We start from the raw sequence: 14,954 nt of genomic DNA, 5'->3' as shown, positions 1-14,954 counted from the left end.
GCTTCCTTCGTCAGGAACAGCGGTGGACGCGTACGGCAGAGGAGGGGAACAGCGGCGGACGCGGTGTCGGAGGCGCCGTGCGAGCCCGCCCGGCTCAGACCATCGACTCGTGGACGAAACACCACCGCCAGTCCTCGCCGGGCTGGAACGACCGCACGATCGGGTGCCCGTCGGCTGCCGCGTGGGCACGGGCGTGCCGCATCGGCGAGGAGTCGCAGCATCCGACGTGGCCGCAGGTCAGGCACAGCCGCAGGTGCACCCACGCAGTCCCCATGCGCAGGCAGTCCTCGCAGCCCTGCGGTGTCCTGGGCGTCACGGGCCGGACCATGGACAGGTGCGGGTCGGGAAGAGTGGTCATCACGGCCTCCTGGTCGCGGGATCGGCCGGTCCGGGGGACGTCGACAGCGACTCGTTCACCCACTGGCGGAGCGCGTTCGCGGGCGCGGCGCCGGTCTGGCGGGCGACGGGCCTGCCGTGGTCGAGGATCAGCAGGGTGGGGACGGCCTGGACCTCGAACCGTCTGGCCAGGGCCGGTGACGTGTCGATGTCGACCTTCACGAGCTTGATCCGGCCGGCGAGGTCCTCGGCGACCTGTTCCAGGGCTGGGCTCACCATCCGGCAGGGGCCGCACCAGGTGGCCCACAGGTCGACCAGCACGGGCAGGCTCGCCTGCTCGGCGACCTCACCGAAGTCGGCGTCGCCCGCTTCGGCGATCCACGGCAGCGGCGCCCGGCAGTTTCCGCAGCGCGGACTGCCGCCCGCCGCGGCGGGTACGCGGTTGGTCCGGCCGCAGTTGGCGCAGACGACGGTCCGTACCCGGGCCTGCGCGCCAGTGGTGCCGTCACGGGCCGGGCGGTCGTCGCGGCCTTCCTGAGAGGTGCTCATCACGGCTCCTGCGGCTGGTCCTGGAGAGAGACGGTCAGTTCGCCGCCTGCGGCGTCGACCACGATGGTCACGCCTTCGCGTGCCTCGCCACTGAGCAACGCCCGGCCGATCCTGGTCTCGACCTCGTGCGAGATGAAGCGGCGCAGCGGCCTGGCTCCGTAGACCGGGTCGTAGCCCTCGGCCGCGATCAGGTGGCGGGCCGGCTCGGTGAGGACGAGCGTGACGCGCTGTTCGGAGAGGCGGTCGCGCAGTTCGTCGAGGAGCAGGTCGACGATGCGCTCGATCTGCGCGATGCCGAGCGGGTGGAAGAGGACGATGTCGTCGACGCGGTTGAGGAACTCGGGGCGGAAATGACCGTTGAGTTCGGTCATCACCAGTGCCCGCGCCTCGGGCTTGATCTCGCCGGCCTGGGTGGCGTCCTGGAGCAGGTACTGCGACCCGAGGTTGGAGGTCATGATGATCACGGTGTTGCGGAAGTCGACGGTACGTCCCTGCGCGTCGGTGATCCGGCCGTCGTCCAGCACCTGGAGCAAGGTGTTGAAGACGTCGGCGTGCGCCTTCTCGATCTCGTCGAACAGGACGACGGAGTACGGCTTGCGGCGCACCGCCTCGGTGAGCTGGCCGCCCTCCTCGTAACCCACGTATCCGGGCGGCGCGCCGACCAGGCGGCTGACGGTGTGGCGTTCCTGGTACTCGCTCATGTCGAGGCGGATCATGTTGCTCTCGCTGTCGAACAGCGCCGCGGCCAGCGTCTTGGCCAGCTCGGTCTTCCCGACACCGGTCGGGCCGAGGAAGATGAAGGAGCCGATCGGCCGCCGCGGGTCGCGTACCCCGGAGCGGGCCCGTATCACCGCGTCGGCGACGAGCTGGACGGCCTCGTCCTGGCCCACGACCCGCTCGCGCAGGATCTCGTCCAGCTTGAGCAGCTTCTGCCGTTCGCCCTCCTGAAGGCGGGTGACGGGGATACCGGTCCACGCCGAGACGATCTCGGCGATCTCCTCGGCGGTCACCACCTCGCGCAGCAGTCGGCTCTCGCCCTGCTTGTTGGCGAGCTGTTCCTCCTCGGCGGTCAGCCGGCGCTCCAGTTCGCTGACGGTTCCGTAGCGCAGCTGGGCGGCCCGGTTGAGGTCGTAGGCGCGTTCGGCCTGCTCGGCCTCCTGCCGGGCGCGTTCCAATTCCTGGCGCAGTTCCTGGACCTTGCGGATGGCCTGGCGCTCGGCCTCCCACTGGGCGTGCTTGGCGTCCACCTCACCGCGCAGGTCGGCCAGTTCGCGCCGCAGGTCCTCCAGGCGGGCGCGGCTGGCCGGGTCGGTCTCCTGGTCCAGCGCGGCCTCCTCGATCTCCAGTCGGGTCGCCCGCCGGGTGAGTTCGTCGAGTTCGGCGGGCATGGAGTCGATCTCGGTCCGCAGCCGGGCGCATGCCTCGTCGACCAGGTCGATGGCCTTGTCCGGGAGGAAGCGGTCGCTGATGTAGCGGTGGCTGAGGGTGGCCGCGGCGACCAGGGCGTTGTCCTGGATCTTGACGCCGTGGAAGATCTCCAGGCGCTCGCGGATGCCGCGCAGGATGGAGATGGCGTCCTCGACGGTCGGCTCGTCCACCTGGACGGTCTGGAAGCGGCGCTCCAGGGCGGCGTCGGACTCGATGTGCTTGCGGTACTCGTCCAGCGTGGTGGCCCCGATCATGTGCAGCTCGCCGCGGGCCAGCATCGGCTTGAGCATGTTGCCCGCGTCCATCGCGCCCTCGGCGGCGCCGGCCCCGACGACGGTGTGCAGCTCGTCCACGAACAGCAGGATCCGGCCCTCGGCGCCTTTGACCTCCGACAGAACGGCCTTGAGGCGCTCCTCGAACTCGCCGCGGTACTTCGCCCCGGCCACCAGCGACCCCATGTCGAGCGAGAACACCGTCTTGTCCCGCAGCCCTTCCGGCACGTCGCCGCGCACGATCCGCTGGGCCAGACCCTCGACGATGGCGGTCTTGCCGACGCCCGGTTCGCCGATCAGGACGGGGTTGTTCTTGCTCTTGCGGCTGAGGATCTGGATCACCCGGCGGATCTCGGCGTCCCGGCCGATCACCGGGTCGAGGCGGCCGGTGCGGGCCTCCACGACGAGGTCGCGCCCGTACTTCTCCAGGGCCTCGTAGGCGTCCTCAGGAGTGGCGGAGGTGACCCGTTGGTTCCCGCGCACCGTGGTGAGGGCGGTGAGGAAGGAGTCCTTGGTGACGCCCTGTTCGCCGAGCCGGCGGCCGGCCGCGCTGGTCGCCCCTTCGTCCACCAGGGCCAGCACCATGTGCTCGGTGGAGACGTACTCGTCCTTGAGCCGCTTGGCCTCCTGCTCGGCGCTGTCGAGCAGCCGGGCCAGCCGCTGGGTCACCATCACCTGGCCGGGGGCGGCGCCCGGACCCGTCGTGCGGGGGCGTTTGACGAGATCGGCCTCGACCGCGGCCCGCAGGGCGGCCGGGTCGGCGCCGGCGTCGGCCAGCAGACGGGTGGTCAGGCCGTCGCGCTGATCGAGCAGGGCCAGCAGCAGGTGCTCCCCGTCGACCTCGGTGTGGCCCATACGGACCGCGGCGCTCTGTGCTTCCTGGAGCGCTTCCTGGGATTTCTGGGTGAGGCGATTCATGTCCATGGTGTGGGCTCCTTGGCGGCTCGTTCGCTGCGCCGCAGTGCGGTTTCCAGGCGTTCGATGCGGTCGAGCATGTCCAGGACGACGCCGATGGCCGCGTAGTTGAGACACAGTCCGTCCCGCAGCCGCTGCACTCGGGCGAGGGCCGACGGCGCGCTCGCCAGGAACCACAGCCGGCCCCGGGCGTCACGCTCGGCGTCGACAAGACCGAGAGCCACGAAACGCCTGACGAGTTCGGGCGACAGTCCACTGCGGCCGGCCACCGCGGCCATGGAGAGCTGATAGGGGCTGGTACTGGTCCGGTAGACGCGCACCAGCGGATAGGCAGCCCTGGAGCCGGGCTGTCCGGCGCCTTCGGCGGGAGAACGGTGTTCGGCTCTCATGTCTGCTTCCTCGGGTCGAAGGAGGAGACCGCGGCCAGTTCCTCGAACAACTCACGTTCACGCGGGCTGGGCGAGGGCGGCACCATCACCTGGATTTCGGCGTAGAGGTGGCCCGGGGAACCTTTGGGGCGTGGCATCCCCTCGCCGCGCAGCCGCAACCGGCGGCCGGTGGAGGTACCGGGCGGCACATGCGCCTTGACCGTCCCGCCCGGACCGGAGACCGGCACCGTCGCCCCCAGCGCGGCCTCCCAGGCGGTGACCGGCAGATCGACGTGGACGTCGTGCCCGACGAGCCGGTAGCGGGGATGGCGGGCGATACGGACCACCAGATAGAGGTCCCCGGCGGAACCCGGGCCGCGGCCCCGGCCGCCCTCCCCCGCGAGCCGGATGCGCTGCCCGTCGACGACGCCCGCCGGGATGGTGACGTCGTAACTGCGCTCCCCGCCGGGCCCGCCGAGGGTGATCTTCCGTCGGCCGCCGCGGTACGCCTCCTCCACGCTGAGGGTGAGTTCGGCCTCCTGGTCCGCGCCGGGGATCGGGCTGCCCCGCCCGGCGCCGCGCGCCCGGCCGCCGAACACGCCTCCGAAGAGATCCTCGAAGTCCACGCCAGAGGCGTCGAAGTCGGACTCGGTCCAGGTCCGGGCGCCTGCCCGGCCGTCGCCTCGGGTGCCGGCGAAGGGACTGCCGCGGTACGCGCCGGCTCCGCCGCCGAAGCCCTGGCCGGCCGCGACGCGCTCGTCGTAGTCCTCCGGGATCTGCCGGAAGTCCGGGCCGAAACGGTCGTAGCGCGACCGGGTGCCGGGGTCGGAGAGCACGCTGTACGCCTCGTTGATCTGCTTGAAGCGCTCCTCGGCGGCCGGATCGCGGTTGACGTCCGGGTGGTAGCGGCGAGCCAGGGTACGGAACGCCTGCTGGATCTCGGCCGCGTCGGCGCCGCGCGGGACGCCGAGCACCTCGTAGTAGTCCTCTGCCATGGCGGCCTCACTCCTGCTTGCGGCTGACCGCTACCGCGGCCGGCCGCAGCTGGTGACCGGGGTCGCCGTAACCGGGCCGCAGCACCTGGACGACGGTGCCCGCAGGTGTGTCGGGTTCATCCACCACGGACACCACCTCGTGCTGCTCGGGGTGGAAGGGGACGCCGGTCTCCTCGTAGCGGGGGTAGCCGAGGCTTCGCAGCACCTCGACGGCCTGGTCGCGTACCGCCCGGACTCCGCTGACGATCGCGCCGCGGTCGTCGGCGCCCGCGTGGGCGAGGGCCAGTTCCAGGTTGTCGACGACCGGGAGGAACGCCGCGGCCACCTTGGCCCGCTCGGCCTCCCGTTCCCGGGGAAGCTCACGGGCGTAGCGCTTACGGAGATTGTCGAGGTCGGCGAGGGCTCGCCGCCACCGGTCCTCCAGCTCCTCCGCACCGGGGCCGCGGCGTGTGGATTCCGCCTCCCGCTCCCTGGCTTCCGGGGCCCGCGGGGGCGTCCGCGGTGCGGCACTCCGCTCGGGCGAGGTCGGCTCGGACGGCGTCGGCTCGGGCGGCGTCGGCTCGGGCGGCGTCCGCTCGGACTCGGGCGGCGTCGGCTCGGACTCGGGCGGGGAGCGGTCCTCGGCGGGACGCGTCTGTTCCTGGTCCGACATGTCGCCGCCTCAGCTCTTGTCGAATTCGGCGTCGATGACGTCGTCGTCGCCCCTCGGGGAGTCGCCCCCGGGCCCCTGGCCGGGCTCGGCTCCGCCGCCCCCGGCTCCGCCCGGTTCAGCGGCGTGGGCGGCCAGCGCCGCGTGGATCTGCTGGAGTTCGGAGGTCAGGCTCCGGGACCGTTCCGCCGGAGCCTCCTCCTTGACGGCGGTACGCGCCTCGTCGGTGAGCAGTTGGGCGCGGGCGCGCTCGTGCTCCGGTGCGGCGTCGCCGAGGTCGTCCAGCCGGCGCTCCACCTGGTAGGCGGCGGCGTCGAGCTCGTTGCGGGCGTCGATGGCCTCGCGCAGGGCCTGGTCGCTGGTGCGGTTGTTCTCGGCCTCGTTGATCATCCGCTCGACCTCGGACGGGTCGAGGTTGGAGCCCTCGCTGATGGTGATCGACTGCTCGGCGCCGGTGTCCCGGTCCTTGGCGCTGACCTTGAGGATGCCGTTGGCGTCGATGTCGAAGGTGACCTCGATCTGGGTCTCCCCACGCCGGGCCGGCCGCAGGTTCTCCAGCCGGAAGCGGCCCAGCACGCGGTTGTCGGCCGCCAGTTCGCGTTCGCCCTGAAGCACGACGATGTCCACGGCCGGCTGGTTGTCCTCGGCGGTGGAGAAGGTCTCGGACCGGCGGGCGGGGATGGTGGTGTTCCGGTCGATGATCTTGGTCATCACGCCGCCGGCCGTCTCGACGCCCAGCGACAGGGGGGTGACGTCCAGGAGCAGGACGTCCTTGACCTCGCCCTTGAGCACGCCTGCCTGGACGGCGGCGCCCAGCGCCACCACCTCGTCGGGGTTGACGCTCATGTTCGGGTCCCTGCCGCCGGTCAGCCGGCGGACCAGGTTCTGCACGGCCGGTATGCGGGTCGAGCCGCCGACGAGGATGACCTCGTCGATGTCGTTGTCGGTGACCTTGGCGTCGCTCATCGCCGTCCTGACCGGTTCCAGGCAGCGCTCCACCAGGTCCGAGGTGATCTGCTCGAAGGTGGAGCGGCGGACGGTCTCGGTGAGGTGCTTCGGCCCGGAGGCGTCCGCCGTGATGAAGGGCAGGCTCACCTGGGTCTGGGTGACCGAACTCAGCTCCGTCTTCGCCTTCTCGGCCGCCTCGAACAGGCGCTGCAATGCCTGCGGGTCCTTACGCAAGTCGATGCCTTCGGACGCCTGGAAGCCGTCCGCCAAGTGGTCCACCAGTCGGCGGTCGAAGTCGTCGCCGCCCAGATGGGAGTCGCCCGCGGTGGCGCGGACCTCCACGACGCCGTCGCCGACGTCCAGCAGGCTCACGTCGAACGTGCCGCCGCCGAGGTCGAAGACCATGACCGTCTCGTGGCCCTGCTTGTCCAGCCCGTAGGCCAGCGCCGCGGCTGTCGGTTCGTTGATGATCCGCAGGACTTCGAGGCCGGCGATCTTCCCGGCGTCCTTGGTGGCCTGGCGCTGGGCGTCGTTGAAGTACGCCGGTACGGTGATGACCGCCTCCGTCACCTTCTCGCCGAGCGACTTCCCGGCGTCGTCGGCGAGCTTGCGCAGCACCTGCGCGCTGATCTCCTCCGGCGCGTACTGCTTTCCGCTCACCTCGAAGCGGGCCACCCCGCCGGGCCCCTCGACCACGTCGAAGGAGACCGCTTTGGCCTCGTCGGAGATCTCGTCGTAGCGACGTCCGATGAACCGCTTCGCGGAGGTGATGGTGCCTTTGGGGTTGAGGATCGACTGCCGGCGCGCGAGCTGTCCGACCAGCCGCTGGCCGTCATCGGAGAAGGCGACCACCGACGGGGTCGTCCTGGCCCCCTCCGCGTTCGGGACGACGGTGGGCTCACCGCCCTCCCAGACGGCGATGACCGAGTTGGTGGTACCGAGGTCGATGCCTACTGCCTTCGCCATAAGAATCTCCTCCGTCGCGAGGCGGAACCGGCCGGCGGGCCGCCGGGCGCACGGCGCCGGACCCGCACAGTCTGCGAGCCTTCCGCAGTACGCGGTGGACTTCCTCGCCCCGGGATGACCAATCCGCGCCGCCTTTCCGGTCCCCGAGGACGGGGGCGGCGACGGCTCGCAGGTGAGGGCCCGTGCCGAGCGGCGTACGTTGAGAGGGGGCTGATTCGAGCCGCGAATGGACCTGCGATGGACGCTCTTCCGTTTCCGACCGCCGACCCGCCTCACCCCGTGCCGCAGCCGGGGGCCGCGCGTCACGCGCTGCTACGGCTGGTGACGGTCATGCTCGACGGCGACGACGAGCGAGAGGTGCTGTGGGGTGCCATGGCGGCGATCGCCGCCGCCGGTCCCTTCGTCGCCGAAGCGGCGTACGCCGTGCACCATGGTGCGGCGCGGCGCTGCCCTCCACGCCCGGAGGCTGCCTCCGCCGACGCCCGACCGGGGAGCACCGTGGCGCGGGAGCCCGGTGCGGAGCCGAACGGCCGGGCCCCGGCCGAGGCAGCCGCGGAGATGGTGGCCGCCGATCGGCTCGACCGGCGGATCGACGCTCTCGACGGCCGCAGCCGGAATCTGTACCGGGCGGACGGACGGTGGGCGCGGGCCGTCGCGCTGCGATACGGGGACGACTGCCTCGGCTATCTCGTCGTCGGGGGCGCGACCGCACCCTCGACCGACGAAACCGCGCTGACGGATCTGCTCGCGCAGCAGACCGGGATCGCCCTGGCACGCCTCAGCGGGCGCCGGGGAGAGCCGGTCGGGGCCCGCTCACACCATTGGCCGGGGATCGCAGGGCCGCCGCCGGCAGAGAGCCTCTCGCCGGCTGCCGGCCCCGGCGCGAGCGTCTCCGCCCTGGCCGCACGGCTTGCCGCTGACCACGCGCTCTCCCGGGCCGCTGCCTCGGGCAGCGGTGAGTCGGGAGTCCTGGAGGCCCTGCGCGACCATACGGGATTCGCGGTCCTCACCGAGGACCGCTTCGGCAACCCGCGGGCCTGCGCGGGGCACGGCGGGAGCGAACCCTGCGGGCGGCCCGGGAGTGGGCCGCGCCCGGCCCCGGGACACCGGGACCGGGAGGCCCTGATCCGTGACGCGCGCCACCGTCCCGGCGCCGTCCGCGACGGTGACCGGCTGCTCGTCCCGATCGAAATGGCCGGGGAAGTGCTCGGCGTGGCCGCGCTGGTCGATCCTGACCGGCGGGCGACGGAAACGGACTGCTCAGCGCTCGAACAGGCCGCCTTGGTGCTGGCCCCCGCGCTCTCGCACGAGCGCAGACTGGCCGAGCTGGAGCCCCTGCTGCGCCACGGCCTGGTCGACCGGCTGATTTCGGGCGAGACGACCGACGACGACTTCGCCCGGGCGGCGGTCCTCGGCCACGACCTGCACCGGCCGTACAGGGTCGCCGTACTGGAGTGGGCCGGGACGGTCGGCAGGGCCGCGCTCGGCGACGCGGCGGCGCGGGCGGCCCGGCGGCTGCGCCTGAACGTACTCGTCGGCTCCCGTGGCTCGGCCACGGTCGTCCTGGAGCCCCGGGAAGACCGGGGTGCCCCGGAAGGCGCGCTGTACAGGGCCGTCTCGGAGGAGCTCGGCACCGGGGCCGGAGCCGTCGGCATCGGCGGCCGCTGCGAGGTAGTCGCCGATCTGCCGCGCTCCTACGACGAGGCCGTCCGCGCCCTCGCCGTCCGCCGCGGTTCCCAGGACCCGTACGGCAGCACCGGCTTCGAGGAGCTGGGCCTGTGCCGCATGCTGGGCACCGGCGAAGGCGAACGGGAAGCCGACCGATTCGTCCGCGAATGGCTGGGACGCCTGCTGGACTACGACTCCCGCCACCGCACCGGGCTGGTGACGACGCTCTCGCGCTATCTGGAGAGCGGCGGCAGCTACGACGCGACCTCCGAGGCACTCCACATCCACCGCAGCACCGTCCGCTACCGCCTCCAGCGCATCTGCGAGATCACCGGCCACGACCTCGGTGACGTCGAGACGCGCCTCAACCTGCACATCGCCACCCGCATACGCAATGTGCTCGCACCCTCGCCGTGAGACGCGGAAACCGGCGCCGTGGTCCGGCCCTGGTGAGCCGGACCGGCGCTGCGGCGCGGCCCCGCATCGCCTGAGCCGGCCTCCTGCCGTGGGGCGGCTGACACCAGGCGGCACGGACGTGGCCGGGCAGGAAGGACCGACCGCCCGCCGTCAGCGGCGTCCGCGGTGGTGGTAGCGGGCGGCGACCAGGCTCATCGCGCCCAAGGGGTCGGCGACGACCTGCGAGGCGGAGAAGTAGATGTTGCCGCGGACCTGCGGGTAGCGGGCGCAGAAGTCGAGGTGGCGGGTCAATTCGGCCGGGTCCTGCCAGGCGTCGGGCTGGCCCGCGACCCCGACCTTGTACAGGGCCTCGCCGATGTAGAGGCGCACGTTGGTGCCACGGACGACCTCGGACCACCAGGGGACGAGGGCGGCGTAGTCGGCCGCCGCGAAGCCGATGTTCCAGTAGACCTGGGGAACGATGTAGTCGATCCACTGCTCCCTGACCCACTTGCGGGTGTCCGCGTGCAGGTCGTCGTAGGTCTGGACGCCCGCGGTGGTGGCCGAGCCGAGCGGGTCGGTGGCGGCGTTGCGCCAGACGCCGAAGGGGCTGATGCCGAACTGGGTGCTCGGCCGGATCCGCTTGATCCTGGCGGCGGTCTCTCGCACCAGGCGGTCGGTGTTGTCCCGCCGCCAGGCGTCGCGGTCGGGGAATCCGGCGCCGTACCGCGCGTAGGCGGCGTCGTCGTCGAAGACCTGGCCGGCGACCGGGTACGGGTAGAAGTAGTCGTCCCAGTGGACGGCGTCGATGGGGTAGCGGCGGAGGGCGTCCAGCATCGCGTCCTGCACGAAACGTCGGACCTCGGGCAGTCCGGGGTTGTAGTAGAGCTTGCCGCCGAAGGGCACGATCCACTCGGGGTGGAGGCGGGCCGGGTGGGTGGGGGCGAGCTTGGTGACGTCGGTGTCCATCGAGACGCGGTACGGGTTGAACCAGGCGTGCAGTTCCAGGCCGCGGCGGTGCGCCTCGCGCACCGCGGTGCCCAGCGGGTCCCAGCCGGGGTCCTGCCCCTGAGTGCCCGTCAGGTACCGCGACCAGGGTTCGTACGCCGACGGCCAGAAGGCGTCGGCGGTCGGCCGGACCTGGAACACCACCGCGTTGAGCCCCCGTTCGACCGCGGTGTCCAACAGGTCGAGCAGTTCCTGACGTTGCTGGTCGGCGGGGAGTCCGGGGGCCGAGGGCCAGTCGGTGTTGGCGACCGAGGCGATCCACATGCCGCGCAGGTCGCGGCCGTGACCACCGGGTCCGCCGTGACCCGCGGGACCCGGTGCGCCCTGGGGGGCGCGGGAGGGTTCGGCCGCCCGCGCCGCCGAGCCGGGGATGACGGCGGCCAGCGCGCCCGCCGCCGCGACAGTGAAGGTCCTGCGGGTGAGCCGGTCCATCCGAGCCTCCTGATCATCCGTCATGATCCGCCGATGATGGGTGACTTCCGGCGCCGGGGCAACCCGCCGTTCGGTCCACTCCCTCGTGCGGCCCCCGCCGGGACGGAGCGTTGACGACCCCTTCTCGGGCGTCGGCGCGGGCGCTAACATCATGGGAGCGCTCCCACACCTCCTATGTATAGCGCCACCGTCCATCCCCCCACCACCCGCACGCGCGGGCCCGGCGCGGCCCGCGTCCGTACGGAGAGGACGCCTTTCCATGCTCCGCAGACCACTCGCCGCGCTCGTCGCGGCCCTGTCCCTGATAGGCGGCGCCTCCGCGGTCGCCGCGGTCACCGCCACGGCCACCGCGGCCCCGGCCACCGCCGCACCGGCCGCCGTCGCGGACACGTACTCCTGGAAGAACGTCAGGATCGACGGCGGCGGCTTCGTGCCCGGCATCGTCTTCAACCAGTCGGAGAAGAACCTCGCCTACGCGCGGACCGACATCGGCGGCGCCTACCGCTGGAACGAGGCCACCAAGTCCTGGACGCCGCTGCTGGATTCGGTGGGCTGGACCGACTGGAACAGGAACGGCGTGGTCAGCCTCGCCACCGACGCGCTCGCACCCGACAAGGTCTACGCGGCCGTCGGCATGTACACCAACTCCTGGGACCCCGACAACGGCGCCATCCTGCGCTCTTCCGACCGCGGCGCGACCTGGGCGGCGACCGCGCTGCCGTTCAAGCTCGGCGGCAACATGCCCGGCCGCGGCATGGGCGAGCGGCTGGCCATCGACCCCAACAAGGACAGCGTCCTGTACTTCGCCGCGCCCAGCGGCAACGGGCTGTGGCGCAGTACCGACTCCGGTGTCACCTGGGCGAAGGTCACCGCCTTCCCCAACGTCGGGAACTACGTGGCCGATCCGTCCGACAGCAGCGGCTACCAGAGCGACAACCAGGGCGATGTGTGGGTGACCTTCGACCCGCGCACCGGCACCAAGGGCTCCACCACGCAGACCATCTACGTGGGTGTGGCCGACAAGGCCAACACCGTCTACCGCTCGACCGACGGCGGCGCCACCTGGTCCCGGCTGGCGGGCCAGCCCACCGGGTACATCGCGCACAAGGGCGTGCTGGACGCGGTGAACGGCTACCTCTACCTCGCCACCAGCGACACCGGCGGCCCGTACGACGGCGCCAAGGGCCAGGTGTGGCGGTACGCCACCGCGACCGGCGCGTGGACCAACATCAGCCCGATGTCGGACGCGGACACGTACTTCGGCTACAGCGGTATGACCGTCGACCGGCAGCACCCCGGCACGATCATGGTCACCGGCTACAGCTCGTGGTGGGCCGACACCCAGATCTTCCGCAGCACCGACAGCGGCGCGACCTGGACGCGGGCCTGGGACTTCACCAGTTACCCCAACCGCGCCGACCGCTACACCATGGACGTCTCCTCGTCGCCGTGGCTGAGCTGGGGCGCCAATCCGTCGCCGCCGGAGGAGACCCCCAAGCTCGGCTGGATGACCGAGTCGCTGGAGATCGACCCGTTCAACTCCAACCGCATGTGGTACGGCACCGGGGCCACCGTCTACGGCACCGACAACCTCACCAACTGGGACACCGGGGCGAAGTTCACCGTCAAGCCCAACGCCAAGGGCCTGGAGGAGACGTCGGTCCAGGACCTGATCAGCCCGCCGACCGGCGCGCCGCTGATCAGCGCGCTCGGTGACATCGGCGGCTTCCGGCACACCGACCTCACCGCCGTGCCCCCGATGATGTTCACCCAGCCCAACTTCACCACCACCACGAGCCTGGACTTCGCGGCCACCAACGCGAACACCATGGTCAGGGTCGGCAACGCGGACAGCGGCGCGCACGTCGCCTTCTCCACCGACAACGGCGCCAACTGGTTCGCGGGCACCGACCCGTCCGGGGTCAGCGGCGGCGGTACGGTCGCCGCGGCGGCCGACGGCAGCCGCTTCCTGTGGGCCCCGTCCGGTACCGGCGTCAAGTACTCGGTCGGCTTCGGCGGTTCCTGGTCCGACTCCACCGGCATCCCGACCGGCGCGGCCATCGGCTCCGACCGGGTCAACCCGAAGAAGTTCTACGGCGTCTACGGCGGCAAGTTCTACGTGAGCACCGACGGCGGAGCGACCTTCGCCGCGACGGCGGCCACCGGGCTGCCCGCGGAGGCGGGCAAGCTCAAGGCGCTGCCCGGCGCCGAGGGCGACGTGTGGGTGGCGGGCGGCAGCACGGGCGGCGCGTACGGCCTGTGGCACTCCACCAACTCCGGCGCGAGCTTCACCAAGCTGGCCAACGTGCAGGAGGCCGACACCATCGGCTTCGGCAAGGCCGCCCCCGGCGCGGCCTACCAGGCGCTCTACACCAGCGCGAAGATCGGCGGCGTCCGCGGCATCTTCCGCTCCACCGACGCGGGCGCGAACTGGGTGCGGATCAACGACAACGCCCACCAGTACGGCGTGACCAACACCGCGATCACCGGCGACCCCCGGGTCTACGGCCGCGTCTACATCGCGACCAACGGCCGCGGCATCATCTACGGCGACACCTCGGACGGCTCCGGCGGTACGACTGCGCCGACCACTCCCCCGACGACCCCGCCCACGACTCCCCCGACCACACCTCCGACGACCCCGCCCACCACGCCTCCCACCACCCCGCCGACCACACCGCCCGGCTCCGGCGCCTGCTCGGTGGCGTACGACGTCACCAATTCCTGGCCCGGCGGCTTCCAGACGTCGGTCACGGTCAAGAACAACGGCTCGGCGGCGATCTCGAACTGGAAGCTGACCTGGTCCTTCGGCGGCGGCCAGACCATCACGTCGCTGTGGAGCGCGAACTACACGCAAAGCGGCGCGGCCGTGACGGTCACGGCGCCGAGCTACGCGGCGGTGCTGCCCGCGGGCGGCTCCGCGACCTTCGGCTTCACCGGTAGCGCGCCGGGGACGAACACCTCCCCCGCCGCCTTCTCGCTCAACGGTTCCGCCTGCTCCGTGGGCTGACCCCGGCTCCTTCGGCTGCGCGCGGGACCGGCACCCGGCCGGTCCCGCGCGTACCGGACACAGGTAACGTCTGTCCGGTACACGGAAGCGGTGCACGGAAGCGGCAGGGGCTGACGAGTGAGTGACATCCAGCGCGTCGGAGTGGTCGGCGCGGGCCAGATGGGGGCGGGCATCGCGGAGGTGTGCGCGAAGGCCGGGCTCGACGTCCGGGTCGCGGAGACCACCGGTGAGGCCCTGGAGCTGGGCCGCACCCGGCTGACGAACTCGCTCGGCAAGGCCGCGGAGCGCGGCAAGATCACCGAGGCTGAGCGCGACGAGACGCTGGGCCGGCTGACCTTCACCACCGACCTGGGCGAGTTCGCCGACCGCGACCTGGTCATCGAGGCCGTGGTGGAGAACGAGCAGGTCAAGATCGACATCTTCCGGGTGCTCGACCAGGTGGTGAGCAGGCAGGACGCGATCCTGGCCTCCAACACCTCCTCGATCCCGCTGGTCAAGCTGGCCGTGGCGACCTCGCGGCCCGACCAGGTCATCGGCATCCACTTCTTCAACCCCGCCCCGGTGCAGCGCCTGGTCGAGCTGATCCCGGCGCTCACCACCGGCAGTGACACCCTCAAGCGGACCGAGGCGCTGGTCACCGACGTGCTCGGCAAGCACGCCATCCGCGCCCAGGACCGCTCCGGCTTCGTCGTCAACGCGCTCCTGGTGCCGTATCTGCTCTCCGCGATCCGGATGTTCGAGTCGGGCATCGCGACCCGCGAGGACATCGACAACGGCATGGAGCTGGGCTGCGCGCACCCGATGGGCCCGCTCAAGCTGTCGGACCTGATCGGCCTCGACACCGTCGCCGCCATCGCCGACTCGATGTACTCGGAGTACAAGGAGCCGCTGTACGCGGCGCCGCCGATCCTTCAGCGGATGGTCGACGCGGGCCGCCTCGGCCGCAAGACGGGCGCGGGTTTCTACCAGTACTGACCGCCTGCCCGTGCTGACCGTCCGCCAGCACTGACCGCC

At 71.8% G+C, this 14,954-nt stretch carries 11 protein-coding genes; 3 read left to right on the top strand and 8 right to left on the bottom strand.

The genetic code is table 11. From position 1 onward, the window contains the following. Positions 1-94: 94 nt before the first annotated feature. From ACZ37P_RS26600 to dnaK, 7 genes are read right to left on the bottom strand one after another with little or no spacing between them, the layout of a single operon-like run. A complete protein-coding gene (locus ACZ37P_RS26600) occupies positions 95-358 on the bottom strand; it encodes a UBP-type zinc finger domain-containing protein (protein ID WP_355332779.1) in 264 nt (87 codons plus the stop codon). Further along, complete coding sequence (trxA, locus tag ACZ37P_RS26595) at positions 358-885, bottom strand: thioredoxin (protein ID WP_355332781.1); 528 nt, start codon at positions 883-885, stop codon at positions 358-360. The genes ACZ37P_RS26600 and trxA overlap by 1 nt, the downstream gene beginning before the upstream one ends. Further along, on the bottom strand, positions 885-3,509 hold the full coding sequence (gene clpB, locus ACZ37P_RS26590) for an ATP-dependent chaperone ClpB (protein WP_391160942.1): 2,625 nt from the start codon (positions 3,507-3,509) through the stop codon (positions 885-887). The genes trxA and clpB overlap by 1 nt, the downstream gene beginning before the upstream one ends. Beyond that, entirely contained in the window at positions 3,500-3,889 is a 390-nt protein-coding gene (locus ACZ37P_RS26585) for a chaperone modulator CbpM (RefSeq protein WP_467348953.1), read from the bottom strand. Before ACZ37P_RS26585 ends, clpB begins: the two co-directional genes overlap by 10 nt. After that, on the bottom strand, positions 3,886-4,863 hold the full coding sequence (locus ACZ37P_RS26580) for a J domain-containing protein (protein ID WP_355332789.1): 978 nt from the start codon (positions 4,861-4,863) through the stop codon (positions 3,886-3,888). The genes ACZ37P_RS26585 and ACZ37P_RS26580 overlap by 4 nt, the downstream gene beginning before the upstream one ends. Before the next feature lie 7 nt (positions 4,864-4,870). Then, positions 4,871-5,515 (bottom strand): nucleotide exchange factor GrpE, encoded by a 645-nt coding sequence (locus tag ACZ37P_RS26575; protein WP_467348951.1) that lies wholly within the window; start codon positions 5,513-5,515, stop codon positions 4,871-4,873. A 9-nt stretch (positions 5,516-5,524) separates the two neighbouring features. Continuing rightward, positions 5,525-7,426 carry a molecular chaperone DnaK gene (gene dnaK, locus ACZ37P_RS26570; protein WP_391046389.1) on the bottom strand — a complete coding sequence of 634 codons (1,902 nt, stop codon included), beginning with the start codon at positions 7,424-7,426 and terminating at the stop codon, positions 5,525-5,527. A gap of 237 nt (positions 7,427-7,663) precedes the next feature. On the opposite strand from dnaK, the gene ACZ37P_RS26565 reads away from it, so the two are divergent. Next, complete coding sequence (locus tag ACZ37P_RS26565; RefSeq protein WP_467348949.1) at positions 7,664-9,511, top strand: PucR family transcriptional regulator; 1,848 nt, start codon at positions 7,664-7,666, stop codon at positions 9,509-9,511. 150 nt (positions 9,512-9,661) lie between these two features. Here the strand turns inward: ACZ37P_RS26565 and ACZ37P_RS26560 are convergent, their stop codons facing one another. Then, positions 9,662-10,930 (bottom strand): glycoside hydrolase family 10-like protein, encoded by a 1,269-nt coding sequence (locus tag ACZ37P_RS26560; protein ID WP_467348979.1) that lies wholly within the window; start codon positions 10,928-10,930, stop codon positions 9,662-9,664. A gap of 259 nt (positions 10,931-11,189) precedes the next feature. Here ACZ37P_RS26560 and ACZ37P_RS26555 point away from each other — a divergent pair, with 259 nt between their 5' ends. Together ACZ37P_RS26555 and ACZ37P_RS26550 are read left to right on the top strand one after the other, a co-directional pair. Further along, entirely contained in the window at positions 11,190-13,940 is a 2,751-nt protein-coding gene (locus tag ACZ37P_RS26555) for a cellulose binding domain-containing protein (protein ID WP_391160950.1), read from the top strand. A gap of 117 nt (positions 13,941-14,057) precedes the next feature. After that, positions 14,058-14,915: a 3-hydroxybutyryl-CoA dehydrogenase gene (locus tag ACZ37P_RS26550; RefSeq protein ID WP_355332800.1), complete on the top strand. Its 858-nt coding sequence runs from the start codon at positions 14,058-14,060 to the stop codon at positions 14,913-14,915. Positions 14,916-14,954 lie beyond the last annotated feature (39 nt).

The organism is Streptomyces sp. NPDC024632 (genome assembly GCF_055559175.1).
The sequence above is the reverse complement of the archived record's forward strand: the minus strand, read 5'-3'. Positions and strand labels throughout refer to the sequence as shown.

Bases quoted from the DNA above. Each gene is read 5' to 3' on its own strand.
- ACZ37P_RS26600 (WP_355332779.1), bottom strand. From the start codon at position 358: ATGACCACTCTTCCCGACCCGCACCTGTCCATGGTCCGGCCCGTGACG.
- trxA (WP_355332781.1), bottom strand. From the start codon at position 885: ATGAGCACCTCTCAGGAAGGCCGCGACGACCGCCCGGCCCGTGACGGC.
- clpB (WP_391160942.1), bottom strand. From the start codon at position 3,509: ATGGACATGAATCGCCTCACCCAGAAATCCCAGGAAGCGCTCCAGGAA.
- ACZ37P_RS26585 (WP_467348953.1), bottom strand. From the start codon at position 3,889: ATGAGAGCCGAACACCGTTCTCCCGCCGAAGGCGCCGGACAGCCCGGC.
- ACZ37P_RS26580 (WP_355332789.1), bottom strand. From the start codon at position 4,863: ATGGCAGAGGACTACTACGAGGTGCTCGGCGTCCCGCGCGGCGCCGAC.
- ACZ37P_RS26575 (WP_467348951.1), bottom strand. From the start codon at position 5,515: ATGTCGGACCAGGAACAGACGCGTCCCGCCGAGGACCGCTCCCCGCCC.
- dnaK (WP_391046389.1), bottom strand. From the start codon at position 7,426: ATGGCGAAGGCAGTAGGCATCGACCTCGGTACCACCAACTCGGTCATC.
- ACZ37P_RS26565 (WP_467348949.1), top strand. From the start codon at position 7,664: ATGGACGCTCTTCCGTTTCCGACCGCCGACCCGCCTCACCCCGTGCCG.
- ACZ37P_RS26560 (WP_467348979.1), bottom strand. From the start codon at position 10,930: ATGGACCGGCTCACCCGCAGGACCTTCACTGTCGCGGCGGCGGGCGCG.
- ACZ37P_RS26555 (WP_391160950.1), top strand. From the start codon at position 11,190: ATGCTCCGCAGACCACTCGCCGCGCTCGTCGCGGCCCTGTCCCTGATA.